Genomic DNA, 14,308 nt, shown 5'->3' with positions numbered 1-14,308 from the left:
GTCAACGTACAGAATGAGGCCAGGGTTCTTTGTGGCGGTGCCGGGTAAAGAGCTGGATCAGACTTCGTCGGGGCTGCGCAGGTTGGTGACCGCAATGCGTTGTTCGCGGCGTTGTTCCTTTTGCGACGGCATCTCGGCGCGGTACACGCCTTGATCACCGACGACCCAGGACAGCGGGCGACGCTCTTGGCCAATCGATTCCTGCAACAGCATCAGGCCTTGCAGGAAGGCCTCTGGGCGCGGCGGGCAGCCGGGCACGTAAACGTCCACGGGCAGGAATTTATCCACCCCCTGGACGACCGAGTAAATGTCGTACATGCCACCGGAGTTGGCGCACGAACCCATGGAGATCACCCACTTGGGCTCCAGCATCTGCTCGTACAGGCGCTGGATGATCGGCGCCATCTTCACGAAGCAGGTGCCGGCGATGACCATGAAGTCGGCCTGGCGTGGCGATGCCCGGATCACTTCCGCGCCGAAGCGGGCGATGTCGTGGGGCGCGGTGAACGCGGTGGTCATTTCCACGTAGCAGCACGAAAGCCCGAAGTTGTACGGCCACAGGGAGTTTTTACGCCCCCAGTTGACAGCACCGCTCAGGACGTCCGAGAGCTTGCCCATGAAAATGTTCTTGTGGACCTGATCCTCTAGCGGATCGGCTACGGTTTCCCGTTCGCCGATCGGATACTGGTCGTTGGGTGCATCCGGGTCGATTCTGGTGAGATTGTATTGCATTGCCAAAGCCTCATTGTTTCAGCTTCGCTTGCCGCTTACGGCGACCTTCGGGAGCCCAATCGAGCGCCCCCACCCGCCAAAGGTAGACAAGACCTGCCAACAGAATTGCTATGAAAACGAGTGCTTCGACGAATCCGGCCCAGCCGCTTTCGCGTACCGACACAGACCATGCAAAGAGAAAGAGGGCTTCGATATCGAAGATCACGAACAGCATCGCGACCAGATAGAATTTGGCGGAAAGGCGCAGGCGGGCGCTGCCGACCGGCAGCATGCCGGATTCGAATGGTTCGTTCTTGCTGCGGCCCCAGGCCTTGCTGCCCAGCAGGGCCGACAGCCCCAGCATGAAGGCGCAGAGCCCGGCGACACCCAAAAGGAAGATGGCAAAGCCCCAGTTGTGGGCCATGAGTCCTGTCGAATCGGGCATGCTGGAATCCTTAACGGAGAGCAAATGTCTCGGTACTTGAAAAGTAGTAAAGCAGTGACGATATGTCGCAGCTGAATCTATCGCGCTGATTTTATGGGTAAAGCGGTAGCAAGTAAATTTTCTGCAGCAAATTTATTCGTAGGATTAAGCACATACACACCTTGCAAGTGCCTGCAGGCCCCATGGGGCGGGGGTTTCAGGTGGTTTTATTTATACCGTTGTTACACCCGTTTGGAGGTCTTTTTAATGTGTAATGATAATTAATATCATTTAAAGGGTTCCAAATCGTGTCAACCCTCACGTGCGCGTTAACCAACTCGTACGTTCTACGCTATTTTCCCTCTATATAAGTTGGCGTGGATCAAGACTTTGGTTGTAGAAGCGTAGTCGATGTGGGGCGGGGCGAAGGTTTGATTAGAAGGTGCGATGGCGGCGTCGTGCGCCAAGGCTGGCAACGCGAACTCGCAGGCCATGGCGCGTTGCAACAAATGTAGGAGCCGACCTTGGTCGCGATGCGCCGCGCGGGCGGCGCTCGATTTGATGACCGCCACAGGAATATCGGCAGGCACCTCGCGGCGACACCCCATCGTCGCTGCCGAAGGCTGCGGCTACAGGTCGGTGGTGTTGTTTAAAGGCGCATGCCGGTGTTTTCGTGGCGTTCTTTAGACCGAGCGCCGCCCGCGCGGCGCATCGCGACCAAGGTCGGCTCCTACGGTTTGTTGCAACGTGCCATGGCCTGTGAAAGCGGTGTTGTTCCAGGGGCCACAAAAAAGGCCACCTGCGTGGGGTGGCCTTTTTCGTTACGGCGTGTGCGTTACATCAGTGGAACTGCTCTTCTTCGGTGGAGCCGGTCAGCGCGGTCACCGACGAGGTGCCGCCCTGGATCACGGTGGTCATGTCGTCGAAGTAGCCGGTGCCCACTTCCTGCTGGTGCGCCACGAAGGTGTAGCCCTTGGCGGCGTCGGCGAACTCCTGCTCCTGCAGCTTCACGTAGGCGGTCATGTCGTTGCGGGCGTAGTCGTGCGCCAGGTTGAACATGCTGTGCCACATGTTGTGGATGCCCGCCAGGGTGATGAACTGGTGCTTGTAGCCCATGGCCGACAGTTCGCGCTGGAACTTGGCGATGGTCGCGTCGTCCAGGTTCTTCTTCCAGTTGAAGGACGGCGAGCAGTTGTACGACAGCAGCTGGTCCGGGTATTCCTTCTTGATGGCCTCGGCGAAACGACGAGCCTCGTCCAGGTCCGGCTTGGCGGTCTCGCACCAGATCAGGTCGGCGTACGGCGCGTAGGCCAGCCCGCGGGCGATGGCCTGGTCGAGGCCGGCACGCACCTTGTAGAAGCCCTCCTGGGTGCGGGTGCCAGTCACGAACGGCTGGTCGTACGGGTCGCAGTCCGAGGTCAGCAGGTCGGCGGCGTTGGCGTCGGTGCGGGCCAGGATGATGGTCGGCACGCCGGCCACGTCAGCGGCCAGGCGCGCTGCGGTCAGCTTCTGTACGGCTTCCTGGGTAGGCACCAGTACCTTGCCACCCATGTGGCCGCATTTCTTCACCGAAGCCAGCTGGTCTTCGAAGTGCACGCCGGCGGCGCCTGCCTCGATCATGCTCTTCATCAGCTCGTAGGCGTTCAACACGCCGCCGAAACCGGCTTCGGCGTCGGCCACGATCGGCGCGAAGTAGTCGATGTAGCCGTCATCGCCGGGGTTCTTGCCGGCTTTCCACTGGATCTGGTCGGCACGACGGAACGAGTTGTTGATGCGCTTGACCACGGTCGGCACCGAGTCCACCGGGTACAGCGACTGGTCGGGGTACATCGATTCGGCCGAGTTGTTGTCGGCGGCCACTTGCCAGCCGGACAGGTAGATGGCCTGGATGCCAGCCTTGACCTGTTGCACGGCCTGGCCGCCGGTGAGGGCGCCCATGCAGTTGACGAAGTCCTTGTCCGGACGGAAGGACGGCTTGGCGCCCTGGGTCACCAGGTTCCAGAGCTTCTCGGCGCCCAGGCGGGCCAATGTGTGCTCGGGCTGGATCGAACCGCGCAGACGTACAACGTCGGCAGCAGAGTAGGTCCGGGTTACACCTTTCCAGCGCGGGTTTTCTGCCCAGTCTTTTTCGAGGGCAGCTATTTGTTGTTCGCGTGTCAGTGCCATGGAGATAAACCTCGTCGCATAGGTTTGAATGAAAATTCTCGCTCCGCCGGCGCTGTCCTTACAGAAACACCATTGTGGCGCTCGCAGATCAGAAGCTTAGAAGGTCTGGAACGGGCTTGACGGAGAAGGCGACGATCGAACGGTCGTTCGAAGGAGGGGAAGACAGCTGGCAGGCCAAGGTTGCCCGGGCGCACGTGGCTCGTGGTTGCCGTTGTGCGAACGTTCAGGTCTTGCCGTGATGCCGATTGCGCTTCCGTCCCTCGGGACAACTTCTTCGTTCCAGTCGCAATCTCGTCAGGCTGCCTTGTGGGCGTTCCAGACACGAATCGGCTCAGGTGGGTAGGTTAGAGACCGATCCGAAGGCCCTTTCCAGGGCCCCTGATTAGCGGGAGCGAGGCCATCATGCCAAGCACGAATAGTGTCGTCAAATGTTTTGTAGTGGTTTTTTTCTATCACTACATCTTTGGTAGTAGGCGACTTGGCAGTCAGTTTTCGAGGGGCGGGTCGACGACTGGCGGGGCGTTTTCGCGACCCGCAAGTCATGTTTTCAGTCCAGTGGGTCCACTTTTACCCGCAAAGTCATGTCGCTACGCCCCTGGGTGGACCAATTTCGCGTGTAGCCACTGTTATTGGCGGTACTTTGCTCATTGGTACCGGCCAGGGTGATCCATTCGCCCAGGCGCCCGCTGACCTGCGTGTCGGTGCTTTGCACGTTCACTACATCCTGACGTTCCTGGCTCATCCGGTCATTATTGGTGCTGATGCTCAGGTGTACGGTCTCGCCGGTGACGCTGGCGGTCACGTAGAAGCCCTGGGTGACGTTGCGGTACTGGGTCTGGGTCTGCAGGCCGCCGTAGCTGTCGCTCTGGGCGGTGGTGAAGGGTACGCTCTGGCCCACCTGGATCAGCGCCGGCGTGCCCTCGGTGGCCTGCACCTGCTGGGTGCCGCCGGTGCGGTTGGTGGTGCCGTAGTTGATGATGCGGGTGTTGTTGTTATTGACCGTGTAGCCGCCGCGGTCGCCTTCGTTGCTGTCGCTGGTGTCGACGCTGATCAGCAGGCGCCGGGCGGCCACGTCCAGTTGGGTGATGAGCGCGCGCAGTTGCTGGATCTTGTCCGGGTCGGCGTTGACGATCAATTGGTTGCCGTAGGCGCTGACCTTGCCGTCGCGGCCGATGAAGTTCTGCGCCACGGGCAGCAGGTCGTCGCTGGTGCGGTTGTTCAGCTGGACGATTTCGGTGGCGGCGCTGGCAGTGAACGAGGCGAGCAGTGCGCAGGTGGCAAGCAGGGGGCGTAACGGCATGTCCGGAGTCTCCATCATTGGAGTGGACATTATGGCAGAAGGGGCGAGCGCAAATCCGTGACGCGACGCAGCTCCCGTAGCAGCGGCCGCCAGGCCGCGTCACCGGCGTTGCGGCCGGACGCAGCCTTCGGCAGCTGCTACGGGAGGTATTTCAGCTGTAGCGAACCATATCCACGTGCGGAATGCCCGCCTCGAGGAACTCTTCGCTCACCACCTTGAAGCCGTGGCGCTCGTAGAACGCCGTGGCGTGCACCTGGGCGCTCAGGCTTTGCTGCTTGAGGTCCTGGTGCTCGGCCTGGGTGATGGCGGCTTGCAGCAGGGCGTCGCCCACTTTAAGGCCACGCCAGTCCTTGAGCACCGACACCCGGCCGATCTGGCCGTCGGGCAGCAGGCGGGCGGTACCGATAGGGTAGTCGCCCTCGCACGCCAGGAAGTGCACGGCGTCGACGTCATCGGCGTCGAACTCCAGCTCCGGTGGCACCGATTGCTCGGCGATGAACACGGCCTCGCGGATACGTCGAATGTCGGCGATGTCCTTGTGCCAATCAGCCACGCGTACGCGAATCTTATTCATCGGCAAACCCCAGACTTCCTTGTTTGACCAGCTCACAGATCAGTGTACGACCTTGCTCGTCAATCATCCATGGGCCCAGGTTTTCGATGTGCAGGGCGTCGGCCGCGCAGATCAGCTTCAGCAGCTCGCGCATCTCGCCCGGCAGCAGGCGGCTCTGGCCGCTGGCGAACAGCAGCAGGTCGTCGCCCACTTCCGACCAGGCCAGGCGCGCGCTCGGGTTGCGGATCAGGATGGCGCCGTCTTCCAGGCCGCCCAGCAGGTCGTCCTCTTCCAGCTCTTCACCGGCCACCAGCTCGGGGTAGCGCGGCTCGGTCATGAACTGGCCGAACCAGGTCAGCAGCAGGCGCTCGTCGTTCATGTGCTCGTTGAGCAGCTTCTTCAAGCGGTCCAGGGCGTCGTGCTGGATTTGCGTCGGGTCGCTGACAGGCAGGGCGTCGGCGTCGGTGTAGCGCTCTTCGTCCGGCATGAACTGGGTGAGGAAGTCGGTGAAGTGGGTCAGCACTTCAGCGGCGCTCGGCGCGCGGAAACCCACCGAGTAGGTCATGCAGTCGTCCACGGCGACGCCGTAGTGGGCCAGGCGCGGCGGCAGGTAGAGCATGTCGCCCGGCTCCAGCACCCACTCGTCGGTCTGCTGGAAGTCGGCCAGGATGCGCAGGTCGGCGTGGTCGATCAGCGGGCTGTCGGCGTCGCACATCTGGCCGATTTTCCAGTTGCGCTTGCCATGGCCCTGCAGCAGGAACACGTCGTAGTTGTCGAAGTGCGCGCCCACGCTGCCACCAGGGGCTGCGTAGCTGATCATCACGTCGTCGATGCGCCAGCTGGGCAGGAAACGGAACGGCTGCAGCAGTTCGGCCACTTCCGGCACGAATTGGTCGACGGCCTGCACCAGCAGGGTCCAGTCACGCTCGGGCAGCTTGCTGAAGGCGTCGTCTTCGAACGGGCCGCGGCGCATTTCCCACGGGCGTTCGCCGTTCTCGATGACGATGCGCGACTCGACTTCTTCTTCCAGGGCCAGGCCCGCCAGCTCGTCGGGGCTGATCGGGTTGTCGAAATCGGTGAACGCCTGACGGATCAGCAGGGGCTTTTTCTGCCAGTAATCACGCAGGAATTCACGTGCAGTCAGGCCGCCCAGCAGTTGCAGAGGAGTATCAGGATTCATGTGTAACCTATTGAATGAGAGCGCTTTTAAGTCACGAATAAAAACGCCCGGCTGAGCCGGGCGTCGTAGCGACGGGGCGGAGCGTCAGATGCGCTTGGCCTGGGCCGCGGCGTTACCGATGTAGGAAGCCGGGGTCAACTTCTTCAGTTCAGCGCGGGCTTCGGCTGGCATGTCCAGGCCGTCGATGAAAGTTTGCAGCGCGTCAGGGGTGATGCCCTTGCCGCGGGTCAACTCTTTCAGTTTTTCATACGGGTTTTCGATGTTGTAGCGGCGCATCACGGTCTGGATCGGCTCGGCCAGGACTTCCCAGCAGGCGTCCAGGTCTTGGGCGATGCGCACTTCGTTCAGTTCCAGCTTGCTGATGCCCTTCAGGGTCGCCTCGTAGGCGATGACGCTGTGGGCAAAGCCCACGCCCAGGTTGCGCAGCACGGTGGAGTCGGTCAGGTCACGCTGCCAGCGCGAAACCGGCAGTTTGCTGGCCAGGTGCTGGAACAGCGCGTTGGCGATACCCAGGTTGCCTTCGGAGTTTTCGAAGTCGATCGGGTTGACCTTGTGCGGCATGGTCGACGAGCCGATTTCGCCGGCGATGGTGCGCTGCTTGAAGTAGCCCAGGGAGATGTAGCCCCAGATATCGCGGTCGAAGTCGATCAGGATGGTGTTGAAGCGCGCGATGGCGTCGAACAGCTCGGCGATGTAGTCGTGCGGCTCGATCTGGGTGGTGTAGGGGTTGAAGCCCAGGCCCAGCTCGTCTTCGATGAAGGCGCGCGCGTTGGCTTCCCAGTCGATGTCGGCGTAGGCCGACAGGTGGGCGTTGTAGTTGCCCACGGCGCCGTTGATCTTGCCCAGCAGCGGCACGGCGGCTACCTGGGCGATCTGGCGCTCCAGGCGGTAGACGACGTTGGCCAGTTCCTTGCCCAGGGTGGTCGGCGACGCCGGCTGGCCATGGGTGCGCGACAGCATCGGCACGTCGGCGAAGCGGTGGGCCAGTTCGCGGATGTTGTCGGCGATCTGGCGCATCAGCGGCAGCAGCACGGTGTCACGGCCTTCGCGCAGCATCAGGGCGTGGGACAGGTTGTTGATGTCCTCGCTGGTGCAGGCGAAGTGGATGAACTCGCTGACCTTGGCCAGTTCCGGCAGCTTGGCAGCCTGTTCTTTCAACAGGTACTCGATGGCCTTGACGTCGTGGTTGGTGGTGCGTTCGATCTCTTTCACGCGCTCGGCGTGCTCGAGGGCGAAGTCATCGGCCAGGGCGTCGAGGATAGCGTTGGCTTCGGCGGAGAACGCCGGCACTTCGCTGATTTGCGGGTGGGCGGCCAGGCGCTGGAGCCAGCGCACCTCGACCAGGGCGCGGAAACGGATCAGGCCGTATTCGCTGAAAATAGGGCGCAGGGCCTGGGTTTTGCCGGCGTAGCGGCCGTCAACAGGGGAAACCGCAGTGAGCGAAGAAAGCTGCATGGGGTGTTCTCGGACAGTCGGGCAACGAAATGGGGCGCGTATCATACATGAAAATTCATTGCAGGTCGGCAGCCCAGCGCCGACCGCGCCCGTGAGGTGACGAGCGTTAACCGCGCATCATCGGATACAGTTCTTTGAGCAGCTTGCGCCGGCTGAATACCAGTTGCCAGCGGTGGCCGCCCAATTGCCGCCACAAACGCGCCGAACGGATGCCGGCCAGCAGCAACGCGCGGATTTTCGCGGCGTTGCTGGGCTGCTGCAGGTTGCGCATGTCACCCTGCACCTGGATCCGCTGGCGCAGGGTGCTCAGGGTGTCCTGATACAGCGCACCGCTGGCGGCGATAACGTTCTCGTGGGTAATGCCAAAATGTTCTACCTGGGACTGGATCTGCGGCAGGCGCCGGCCGATCACCTCCAGCAGGTCGTCACGCTTGCCCAGCTGGCGCTCCAGGTTGAGCATCGACAGGGCGTAGCGCAGCGGTTCGCGCTGCAGGCTGGCCGGGTCGCGCTCAAGCGCGCTGACCAGGGCGCGGTAGCCGTCGCGCAGGTTCAGGTCGTCGCCACCGAACACCTCCAGGGTGTCCTTGGGGTCGCGAATCAGCAGGCTGCCGAGCATGCAGCCCATGGCCGCCTCGGCGCTCTGGCCGGTCTTGGCGATGCGGTCTACCAGCACGGCGGCCTGGAAAACCGCACCCAGGGCAATCAATTGCTCCTGAATGGGGTTCATGCAGCGGCGCCTTTGCTGGTCCACGGCTGGGCCACTTCAATGACGCCGCCACCCAGGCAGATCTCGCCGTCGTAGAACACCACCGACTGGCCGGGGGTAACCGCGCGCTGCGGGTCGTCGAACACCGCGCGGTAGCCGCTGGCGGTCTTTTCCAGCGTGCAGGGCTGGTCGCCCTGGCGGTAGCGCACCTTGGCGGTCAGGCGGCGCGGGCTGCTCAGGTCGATGGGGTTCACCCACCAGATTTCCGAGGCCAGCAGGGCGCGGGAGAACAGCCACGGGTGATCATTGCCCTGGCCGACCACCAGCACGTTGCGTTCCAGGTCCTTCTCCAGCACGTACCACGGCTCGTCGCTGGCGTCCTTCAGGCCGCCAATGCCCAGGCCCTGGCGTTGACCGATGGTGTGGTACATCAGGCCGTGGTGACGGCCGATTACTTCACCTTCGGTGTTCTGGATCTCGCCGGGCTGCGCCGGCAAGTACTGCTTGAGGAAGTCACTGAAGCGGCGCTCGCCAATGAAGCAGATGCCGGTGGAATCCTTCTTCTTGGCGGTGGCCAGGCCGTGTTTCTCGGCGATGGCGCGCACTTCCGGCTTTTCCAGCTCGCCCACCGGGAACAGGGTGCGGGCGATCTGTTCGCCGCCCACGGCGTGCAGGAAGTAGCTCTGGTCCTTGTTCGGGTCCAGGCCCTTGAGCAGCTCGGTGCGGCCGTCGATGTCACGGCGGCGCACGTAGTGGCCGGTGGCGATCAGGTCGGCGCCCAGCGACAGGGCGTAGTCCAGGAAGGCCTTGAACTTGATTTCGCGGTTGCAGAGGATGTCGGGGTTCGGCGTGCGGCCGGCCTTGTACTCTTCCAGGAAATGTTCGAAGACGTTGTCCCAGTATTCGGCGGCGAAGTTGGCCGTATGCAGCTTGATGCCGATACGGTCGCACACGGCCTGGGCGTCGGCCAGGTCTTCGCGGGCGGTGCAGTATTCGGTGCCGTCGTCTTCTTCCCAGTTCTTCATGAACAGGCCTTCCACCTGGTACCCCTGTTCGAGCAGCAGGAGGGCGGACACGGAAGAATCAACGCCGCCGGACATGCCGACGATGACGCGCTGGGTTTCAGGGGCAGCAGCTGAATCACGCATAGGAATTGAGAGTGTGTCTGGGAAAAGCAGGGGATTCTACCACCAAGCGCCGCGCTTCGCTCGCTTCTGTAGCCGCTGCCGCAGGCTGCGCTGGCCTTTGAGTGCGCAGTAGATCTCCAGTGGGGCATAGGGCCAGCGCAGCCTTCGGCAGCGGCTACAGGTCAATTTCGGATCAGGGACAGGCTGTGCAGGTCGCCCGCCAGGTAATCATCAATGCACTGCAACAACAACTCACTGCGCCAGCGCGGCTTCTGCTCGATGATCTCATCGCGGGTCAGCCACTGCGGCCCGATGATGCCGTGATCCAGCGTGCGCTCCGGGTCGTGGTGCAGCGGCTTGCCGGCAAAGCACACCCGTTGGTACGTCACGCCGTTGCTGGGCGCGGTGTACAGGTAGATGCCAATGACGCCGGTCAGCTCGACGTCGTAGCCGGTTTCTTCCAGGGTTTCGCGGATGGCCGCCTCGATCAGGCTTTCATCGGGTTCCAGGTGCCCGGCGGGCTGGTTGAGCACGGCGCGGCCGCCCTTGAGTTCTTCGACCAGCAGGAAGCGGCCGTTGTCCTCGATGACAGTGGCGACGGTGACGTGGGGGATCCATGGGCGCATCGATGTTCTCCTGTAGAAAGCACAAAGCCCCGGCACATGACCGGGGCTTTGTGTGTTGCGGGCTAGCTTACTTCAGCGACGCGATCGCGGCGTTCAAGGTAGCGCTTGGGCGCATGACCTTGGCAGCCAGCTCGGCGTTGGCGTGGTAGTAGCCGGCGATGTCGACCGGCTTGCCTTGCACGGCGTTCAGTTCAGCGACGATGGTCGCTTCCTGTTCGGTCAGTGCAGCGGCCAGCGGGGCGAAGCGCGCCTGCAGGGTGGTGTCTTCGGTCTGGGCGGCCAGGGCTTGGGCCCAGTACAGCGCCAGGTAGAAATGGCTGCCGCGGTTGTCGATGTTGCCGACTTTGCGCGATGGCGACTTGTTGTTGTCCAGGAACTGGCCGGTGGCCTGGTCCAGGGTGGCCGCCAGGACCTTGGCCTTGGCGTTGTCGGTGGTCACGCCCAGGTGTTCCAGGGAAGCGGCCAGGGCCAGGAATTCACCCAGCGAGTCCCAGCGCAGGAAGTTCTCTTCCACCAGTTGCTGCACGTGTTTCGGAGCCGAACCGCCGGCGCCGGTTTCGAACAGGCCACCGCCGTTCATCAGCGGCACGATGGACAGCATCTTGGCGCTGGTGCCCAGTTCCATGATCGGGAACAGGTCGGTCAGGTAGTCGCGCAGCACGTTGCCGGTCACCGAGATGGTGTCCTGGCCCTTGCGGATGCGCTCCAGGGAGAACTTCATCGCGTCGACCGGGGACATGATGCGGATGTCCAGGCCCGAGGTGTCGTGGTCTTTGAGGTAGACCTGGACTTTCTCGATCATCACGCCGTCGTGCGCGCGTGCCGGGTCCAGCCAGAAGATGGCCGGGGTGTTGGAAGCGCGGGCGCGGTTGACGGCCAGCTTGACCCAATCCTGGATCGGCGCGTCCTTGGTCTGGCACATGCGGAAGATGTCGCCAGCCTCGACTTTCTGTTCCAGCAGGGTGCGGCCCTTGCCATCGACCACGCGCACGGTGCCGTCGGCCTTGATGTGGAAGGTCTTGTCGTGCGAACCGTACTCTTCGGCTTTCTGCGCCATCAGGCCAACGTTTGGCACGCTGCCCATGGTGGTCGGATCGAAGGCGCCGTGCTTCTTGCAGTCTTCGATGGTGGCCTGGTAGATGGTGGCGTAGCAGCGGTCCGGGATCACCGCCTTGGTGTCCTGCAGGTTGCCTTCGGCGTTCCACATCTTGCCCGAGTCACGGATCATGGCCGGCATCGAGGCGTCGACGATCACGTCGCTTGGCACGTGCAGGTTGGTGATGCCCTTGTCGGAGTTGACCATGGCCAGCGCTGGGCGGGTGGCGTACACGGCTTGGACGTCGGCTTCGATCTGCGCTTTCTGCTCGGCAGGCAGCGACTGGATGCGGGCGTACAGGTCGCCGATACCGTTGTTCAGGTTGAAGCCAACCTGCTCCAGCACGGTGGCGTGCTTGGCCAGGGCTTCTTTATAGAACTCGGCAACCACCTGGCCGAACATGATCGGGTCGGAAACCTTCATCATGGTGGCTTTCAGGTGCAGCGACAGCAGCACGCCCTTGGCCTTGGCGTCTTCGATTTCGGCGGCGATGAAGGCGCGCAGGGCCTTTTTGCTCATCACGGCGCAGTCGATGATCTCGCCGGCTTTTACCGAAGTCTTTTCCTTCAGGACGGTCACGGAACCGTCGGCGGCCAGCAGTTCGATGCGCACGGCGTCAGCGGCTTCGATCAGCGCGGCTTTCTCGCTGCCGTAGAAGTCGCCGTTGCTCATGTGAGCCACGTGGGACTTGGAGTCGGCAGCCCAGGCGCCCATCTTGTGCGGGTGCTTGCGCGCGTAGTTCTTCACCGACAGCGGTGCGCGGCGGTCGGAGTTGCCTTCGCGCAGTACCGGGTTCACGGCGCTGCCCTTGATCTTGTCGTAGCGCGACTTGGCTTCTTTCTCGGCGTCGTTGGCCGGGGTCTCCGGGTAGTCCGGGATGTTGAAGCCCTGGGCCTGCAGCTCGGCGATGGCGGCCTTGAGCTGGGGAACCGAGGCGCTGATGTTCGGCAGCTTGATGATGTTGGCTTCCGGCGTGGTGGCCAGGGTGCCCAGCTCGGCGAGGTCGTCAGCGATGACCTGGTCGGCTTTCAGTTGCTCAGGGAAGCTCGACAGGATGCGGCCAGCCAGGGAGATGTCCCGGGTTTCCACGGCAATATCAGCCGAGGCGGTGAAGGCCTCTACGATAGGGAGCAGGGAATAGGTGGCGAGGGCCGGAGCTTCGTCGGTGAAGGTGTAGATGATCTTTGAGCGGGTGGGCATATTCGGATTAACTCTCTTCTTTGCTAAGCGTGCACAGAATCTCGAGATGCGCAGGGTAGGCGCTTTCGTCCAATGTGATCAATGAGCCGAAAGTCGAGGATTCGTCGCGATGATGTGGGGTGCATCAGTAGAGCGTCAAGCGACCGAGTTGCGGTACAACCGGGTCTTTTCAAGCGTTTTCAAAGGCTTGGTGTCTGGTTGCAGACGCCTCGGCCCCCGGTGACTCGATGGTCACTGCGACAGTATACCACTGGTGATGCGGGATAAATGATGCTCTTCGGCAGATTCACCTGCCAATCGGGTGGTTGCGGTCTAGGGCAGGTGGGTTACGCTCAGGGATAGCCAGGATGTTCAACCCACAAAAACGGAGTCCAGCATGGGATACCAGAAGATTCAGGTACCGAGCGTCGGCCAGAAGATTACCGTCAATGCAGATCATTCCCTCAACGTGCCTGACCAACCGATCATTCCGTATATCGAAGGCGATGGCATTGGCGTGGACGTCACGCCGGTCATGATCAAGGTGGTGGACGCCGCGGTGGCCAAGGCCTACGGCGGCAAGCGCAAGATTTCGTGGATGGAAGTGTACGCGGGTGAGAAAGCCACCCAGGTCTACGACCAGGACACCTGGCTGCCCCAGGAGACCCTGGACGCCGTGAAGGACTACGTGGTGTCCATCAAGGGCCCGCTGACCACGCCGGTGGGTGGGGGCATTCGCTCGTTGAACGTGGCCCTGCGCCAGCAGCTCGACCTTTATGTGTGCCTGCGCCCCGTGGTGTGGTTCGAAGGCGTGCCCAGCCCGGTGAAAAAGCCAGGCGACGTGGACATGGTGATCTTCCGCGAGAACTCCGAGGACATCTACGCCGGCATCGAGTGGAAGGCCGGCTCGCCGGAGGCGCAGAAGGTCATCAAGTTCCTCAAGGAGGAGATGGGCGTCACCAAGATCCGCTTCGACCAGGATTGCGGCATCGGGATCAAGCCGGTGTCCAAGGAAGGCACCCAGCGCCTGGTGCGCAAGGCCCTGCAATATGTAGTGGATAACGACCGCAAGTCGCTGACCCTGGTGCACAAGGGCAACATCATGAAGTTCACCGAGGGGGCCTTCAAGGACTGGGGCTACGAGATCGCCCGCGACGAGTTCGGCGCCACCTTGCTGGACGGCGGCCCGTGGATGCAGTTCAAGAACCCCAAGACCGGGCGCAACGTGATCGTCAAGGACGCCATCGCCGACGCCATGCTGCAGCAGATCCTGCTGCGGCCGGCCGAGTACGACGTGATCGCCACCCTCAACCTCAACGGTGACTACCTGTCCGACGCCCTGGCGGCCGAGGTGGGCGGCATCGGCATTGCCCCGGGCGCCAACCTGTCCGACACCGTGGCCATGTTCGAGGCCACCCACGGCACCGCGCCCAAGTACGCGGGCAAGGACCAGGTCAACCCGGGTTCGGTGATCCTCTCGGCCGAGATGATGCTGCGCCACCTGGGCTGGACCGAGGCGGCGGACCTGATCATCAAGGGCACCAACGGCGCCATTGGTGCCAAGACCGTGACCTACGACTTCGAGCGGCTGATGGACGGCGCCACCCTGGTGTCCAGTTCGGGCTTCGGCGAGGCGTTGATCAAGCACATGTAATGGCAGGCAACAAAAAAACCGGCCGTCCTGGCCGGTTTTTCTGTCCCTGACTAGTCAAGAACCTGTGGGAGCTGGCTTGCCAGCGAGCTTTTCAGGTCGCCCCAAAGCTCGCTGGCAAGCCAGCTCCCACA

At 62.5% G+C, this 14,308-nt stretch carries 12 protein-coding genes; 1 reads left to right on the top strand and 11 read right to left on the bottom strand.

Translation table 11 applies throughout. The features are described 5' to 3' along the window. Positions 1 to 57: 57 nt before the first annotated feature. The 11 genes from AC0J42_RS19135 to AC0J42_RS19085 all read right to left on the bottom strand — a co-directional run bounded on the left by AC0J42_RS19135 (position 58) and on the right by AC0J42_RS19085 (position 12,544). Positions 58 to 732, bottom strand: a complete 675-nt coding sequence (locus AC0J42_RS19135; RefSeq protein ID WP_158156576.1) for a NuoB/complex I 20 kDa subunit family protein — start codon at positions 730 to 732, stop codon at positions 58 to 60. A 10-nt stretch (positions 733 to 742) separates the two neighbouring features. Then, positions 743 to 1,156, bottom strand: coding sequence for an NADH-quinone oxidoreductase subunit A (locus AC0J42_RS19130; protein WP_008369061.1), 414 nt, complete (start codon positions 1,154 to 1,156; stop codon positions 743 to 745). Positions 1,157 to 1,975: 819 nt separating this feature from the next. Next, the gene (gene aceA, locus AC0J42_RS19125; protein WP_416425234.1) at positions 1,976 to 3,301 is read right to left on the bottom strand and encodes an isocitrate lyase; all 1,326 of its coding nucleotides are present in this window, start codon (positions 3,299 to 3,301) and stop codon (positions 1,976 to 1,978) included. 547 nt (positions 3,302 to 3,848) lie between these two features. Beyond that, complete coding sequence (locus tag AC0J42_RS19120; RefSeq protein WP_416425233.1) at positions 3,849 to 4,601, bottom strand: secretin N-terminal domain-containing protein; 753 nt, start codon at positions 4,599 to 4,601, stop codon at positions 3,849 to 3,851. A 151-nt stretch (positions 4,602 to 4,752) separates the two neighbouring features. Continuing rightward, positions 4,753 to 5,175 (bottom strand): GNAT family N-acetyltransferase, encoded by a 423-nt coding sequence (locus AC0J42_RS19115; RefSeq protein WP_416425232.1) that lies wholly within the window; start codon positions 5,173 to 5,175, stop codon positions 4,753 to 4,755. Further along, a complete protein-coding gene (locus tag AC0J42_RS19110) occupies positions 5,168 to 6,334 on the bottom strand; it encodes a ribosomal protein uL16 3-hydroxylase (RefSeq protein WP_473003096.1) in 1,167 nt (388 codons plus the stop codon). Before AC0J42_RS19110 ends, AC0J42_RS19115 begins: the two co-directional genes overlap by 8 nt. A gap of 84 nt (positions 6,335 to 6,418) precedes the next feature. Beyond that, positions 6,419 to 7,789: an adenylosuccinate lyase gene (purB, locus tag AC0J42_RS19105; protein ID WP_416425230.1), complete on the bottom strand. Its 1,371-nt coding sequence runs from the start codon at positions 7,787 to 7,789 to the stop codon at positions 6,419 to 6,421. Positions 7,790 to 7,895: 106 nt separating this feature from the next. Then, positions 7,896 to 8,516, bottom strand: a complete 621-nt coding sequence (hflD, locus tag AC0J42_RS19100) for a high frequency lysogenization protein HflD (protein ID WP_416425229.1) — start codon at positions 8,514 to 8,516, stop codon at positions 7,896 to 7,898. After that, on the bottom strand, positions 8,513 to 9,643 hold the full coding sequence (gene mnmA, locus AC0J42_RS19095; RefSeq protein ID WP_416425228.1) for a tRNA 2-thiouridine(34) synthase MnmA: 1,131 nt from the start codon (positions 9,641 to 9,643) through the stop codon (positions 8,513 to 8,515). Before mnmA ends, hflD begins: the two co-directional genes overlap by 4 nt. 161 nt (positions 9,644 to 9,804) lie before the next feature. Next, positions 9,805 to 10,248 (bottom strand): NUDIX hydrolase, encoded by a 444-nt coding sequence (locus AC0J42_RS19090; protein WP_473003093.1) that lies wholly within the window; start codon positions 10,246 to 10,248, stop codon positions 9,805 to 9,807. Between the two features lie 67 nt (positions 10,249 to 10,315). Further along, a complete protein-coding gene (locus AC0J42_RS19085) occupies positions 10,316 to 12,544 on the bottom strand; it encodes an NADP-dependent isocitrate dehydrogenase (protein WP_416425226.1) in 2,229 nt (742 codons plus the stop codon). Between the two features lie 376 nt (positions 12,545 to 12,920). Here AC0J42_RS19085 and icd point away from each other — a divergent pair, with 376 nt between their 5' ends. Then, positions 12,921 to 14,177: an NADP-dependent isocitrate dehydrogenase gene (icd, locus tag AC0J42_RS19080; protein ID WP_416425225.1), complete on the top strand. Its 1,257-nt coding sequence runs from the start codon at positions 12,921 to 12,923 to the stop codon at positions 14,175 to 14,177. Positions 14,178 to 14,308: the final 131 nt, after the last annotated feature.

Source organism: Pseudomonas sp. Tav-5-1A (genome assembly GCF_055755055.1).
Note: the sequence above shows the minus strand (reverse complement) of the source record. Positions and strands in the feature narration are given on the sequence as shown.

Bases quoted from the DNA above. Each gene is read 5' to 3' on its own strand.
- aceA (WP_416425234.1), bottom strand. From the start codon at position 3,301: ATGGCACTGACACGCGAACAACAAATAGCTGCCCTCGAAAAAGACTGG.
- AC0J42_RS19085 (WP_416425226.1), bottom strand. From the start codon at position 12,544: ATGCCCACCCGCTCAAAGATCATCTACACCTTCACCGACGAAGCTCCG.
- hflD (WP_416425229.1), bottom strand. From the start codon at position 8,516: ATGAACCCCATTCAGGAGCAATTGATTGCCCTGGGTGCGGTTTTCCAG.
- AC0J42_RS19090 (WP_473003093.1), bottom strand. From the start codon at position 10,248: ATGCGCCCATGGATCCCCCACGTCACCGTCGCCACTGTCATCGAGGAC.
- purB (WP_416425230.1), bottom strand. From the start codon at position 7,789: ATGCAGCTTTCTTCGCTCACTGCGGTTTCCCCTGTTGACGGCCGCTAC.
- mnmA (WP_416425228.1), bottom strand. From the start codon at position 9,643: ATGCGTGATTCAGCTGCTGCCCCTGAAACCCAGCGCGTCATCGTCGGC.
- AC0J42_RS19130 (WP_008369061.1), bottom strand. From the start codon at position 1,156: ATGCCCGATTCGACAGGACTCATGGCCCACAACTGGGGCTTTGCCATC.
- AC0J42_RS19115 (WP_416425232.1), bottom strand. From the start codon at position 5,175: ATGAATAAGATTCGCGTACGCGTGGCTGATTGGCACAAGGACATCGCC.
- AC0J42_RS19110 (WP_473003096.1), bottom strand. From the start codon at position 6,334: ATGAATCCTGATACTCCTCTGCAACTGCTGGGCGGCCTGACTGCACGT.
- icd (WP_416425225.1), top strand. From the start codon at position 12,921: ATGGGATACCAGAAGATTCAGGTACCGAGCGTCGGCCAGAAGATTACC.
- AC0J42_RS19120 (WP_416425233.1), bottom strand. From the start codon at position 4,601: ATGCCGTTACGCCCCCTGCTTGCCACCTGCGCACTGCTCGCCTCGTTC.
- AC0J42_RS19135 (WP_158156576.1), bottom strand. From the start codon at position 732: ATGCAATACAATCTCACCAGAATCGACCCGGATGCACCCAACGACCAG.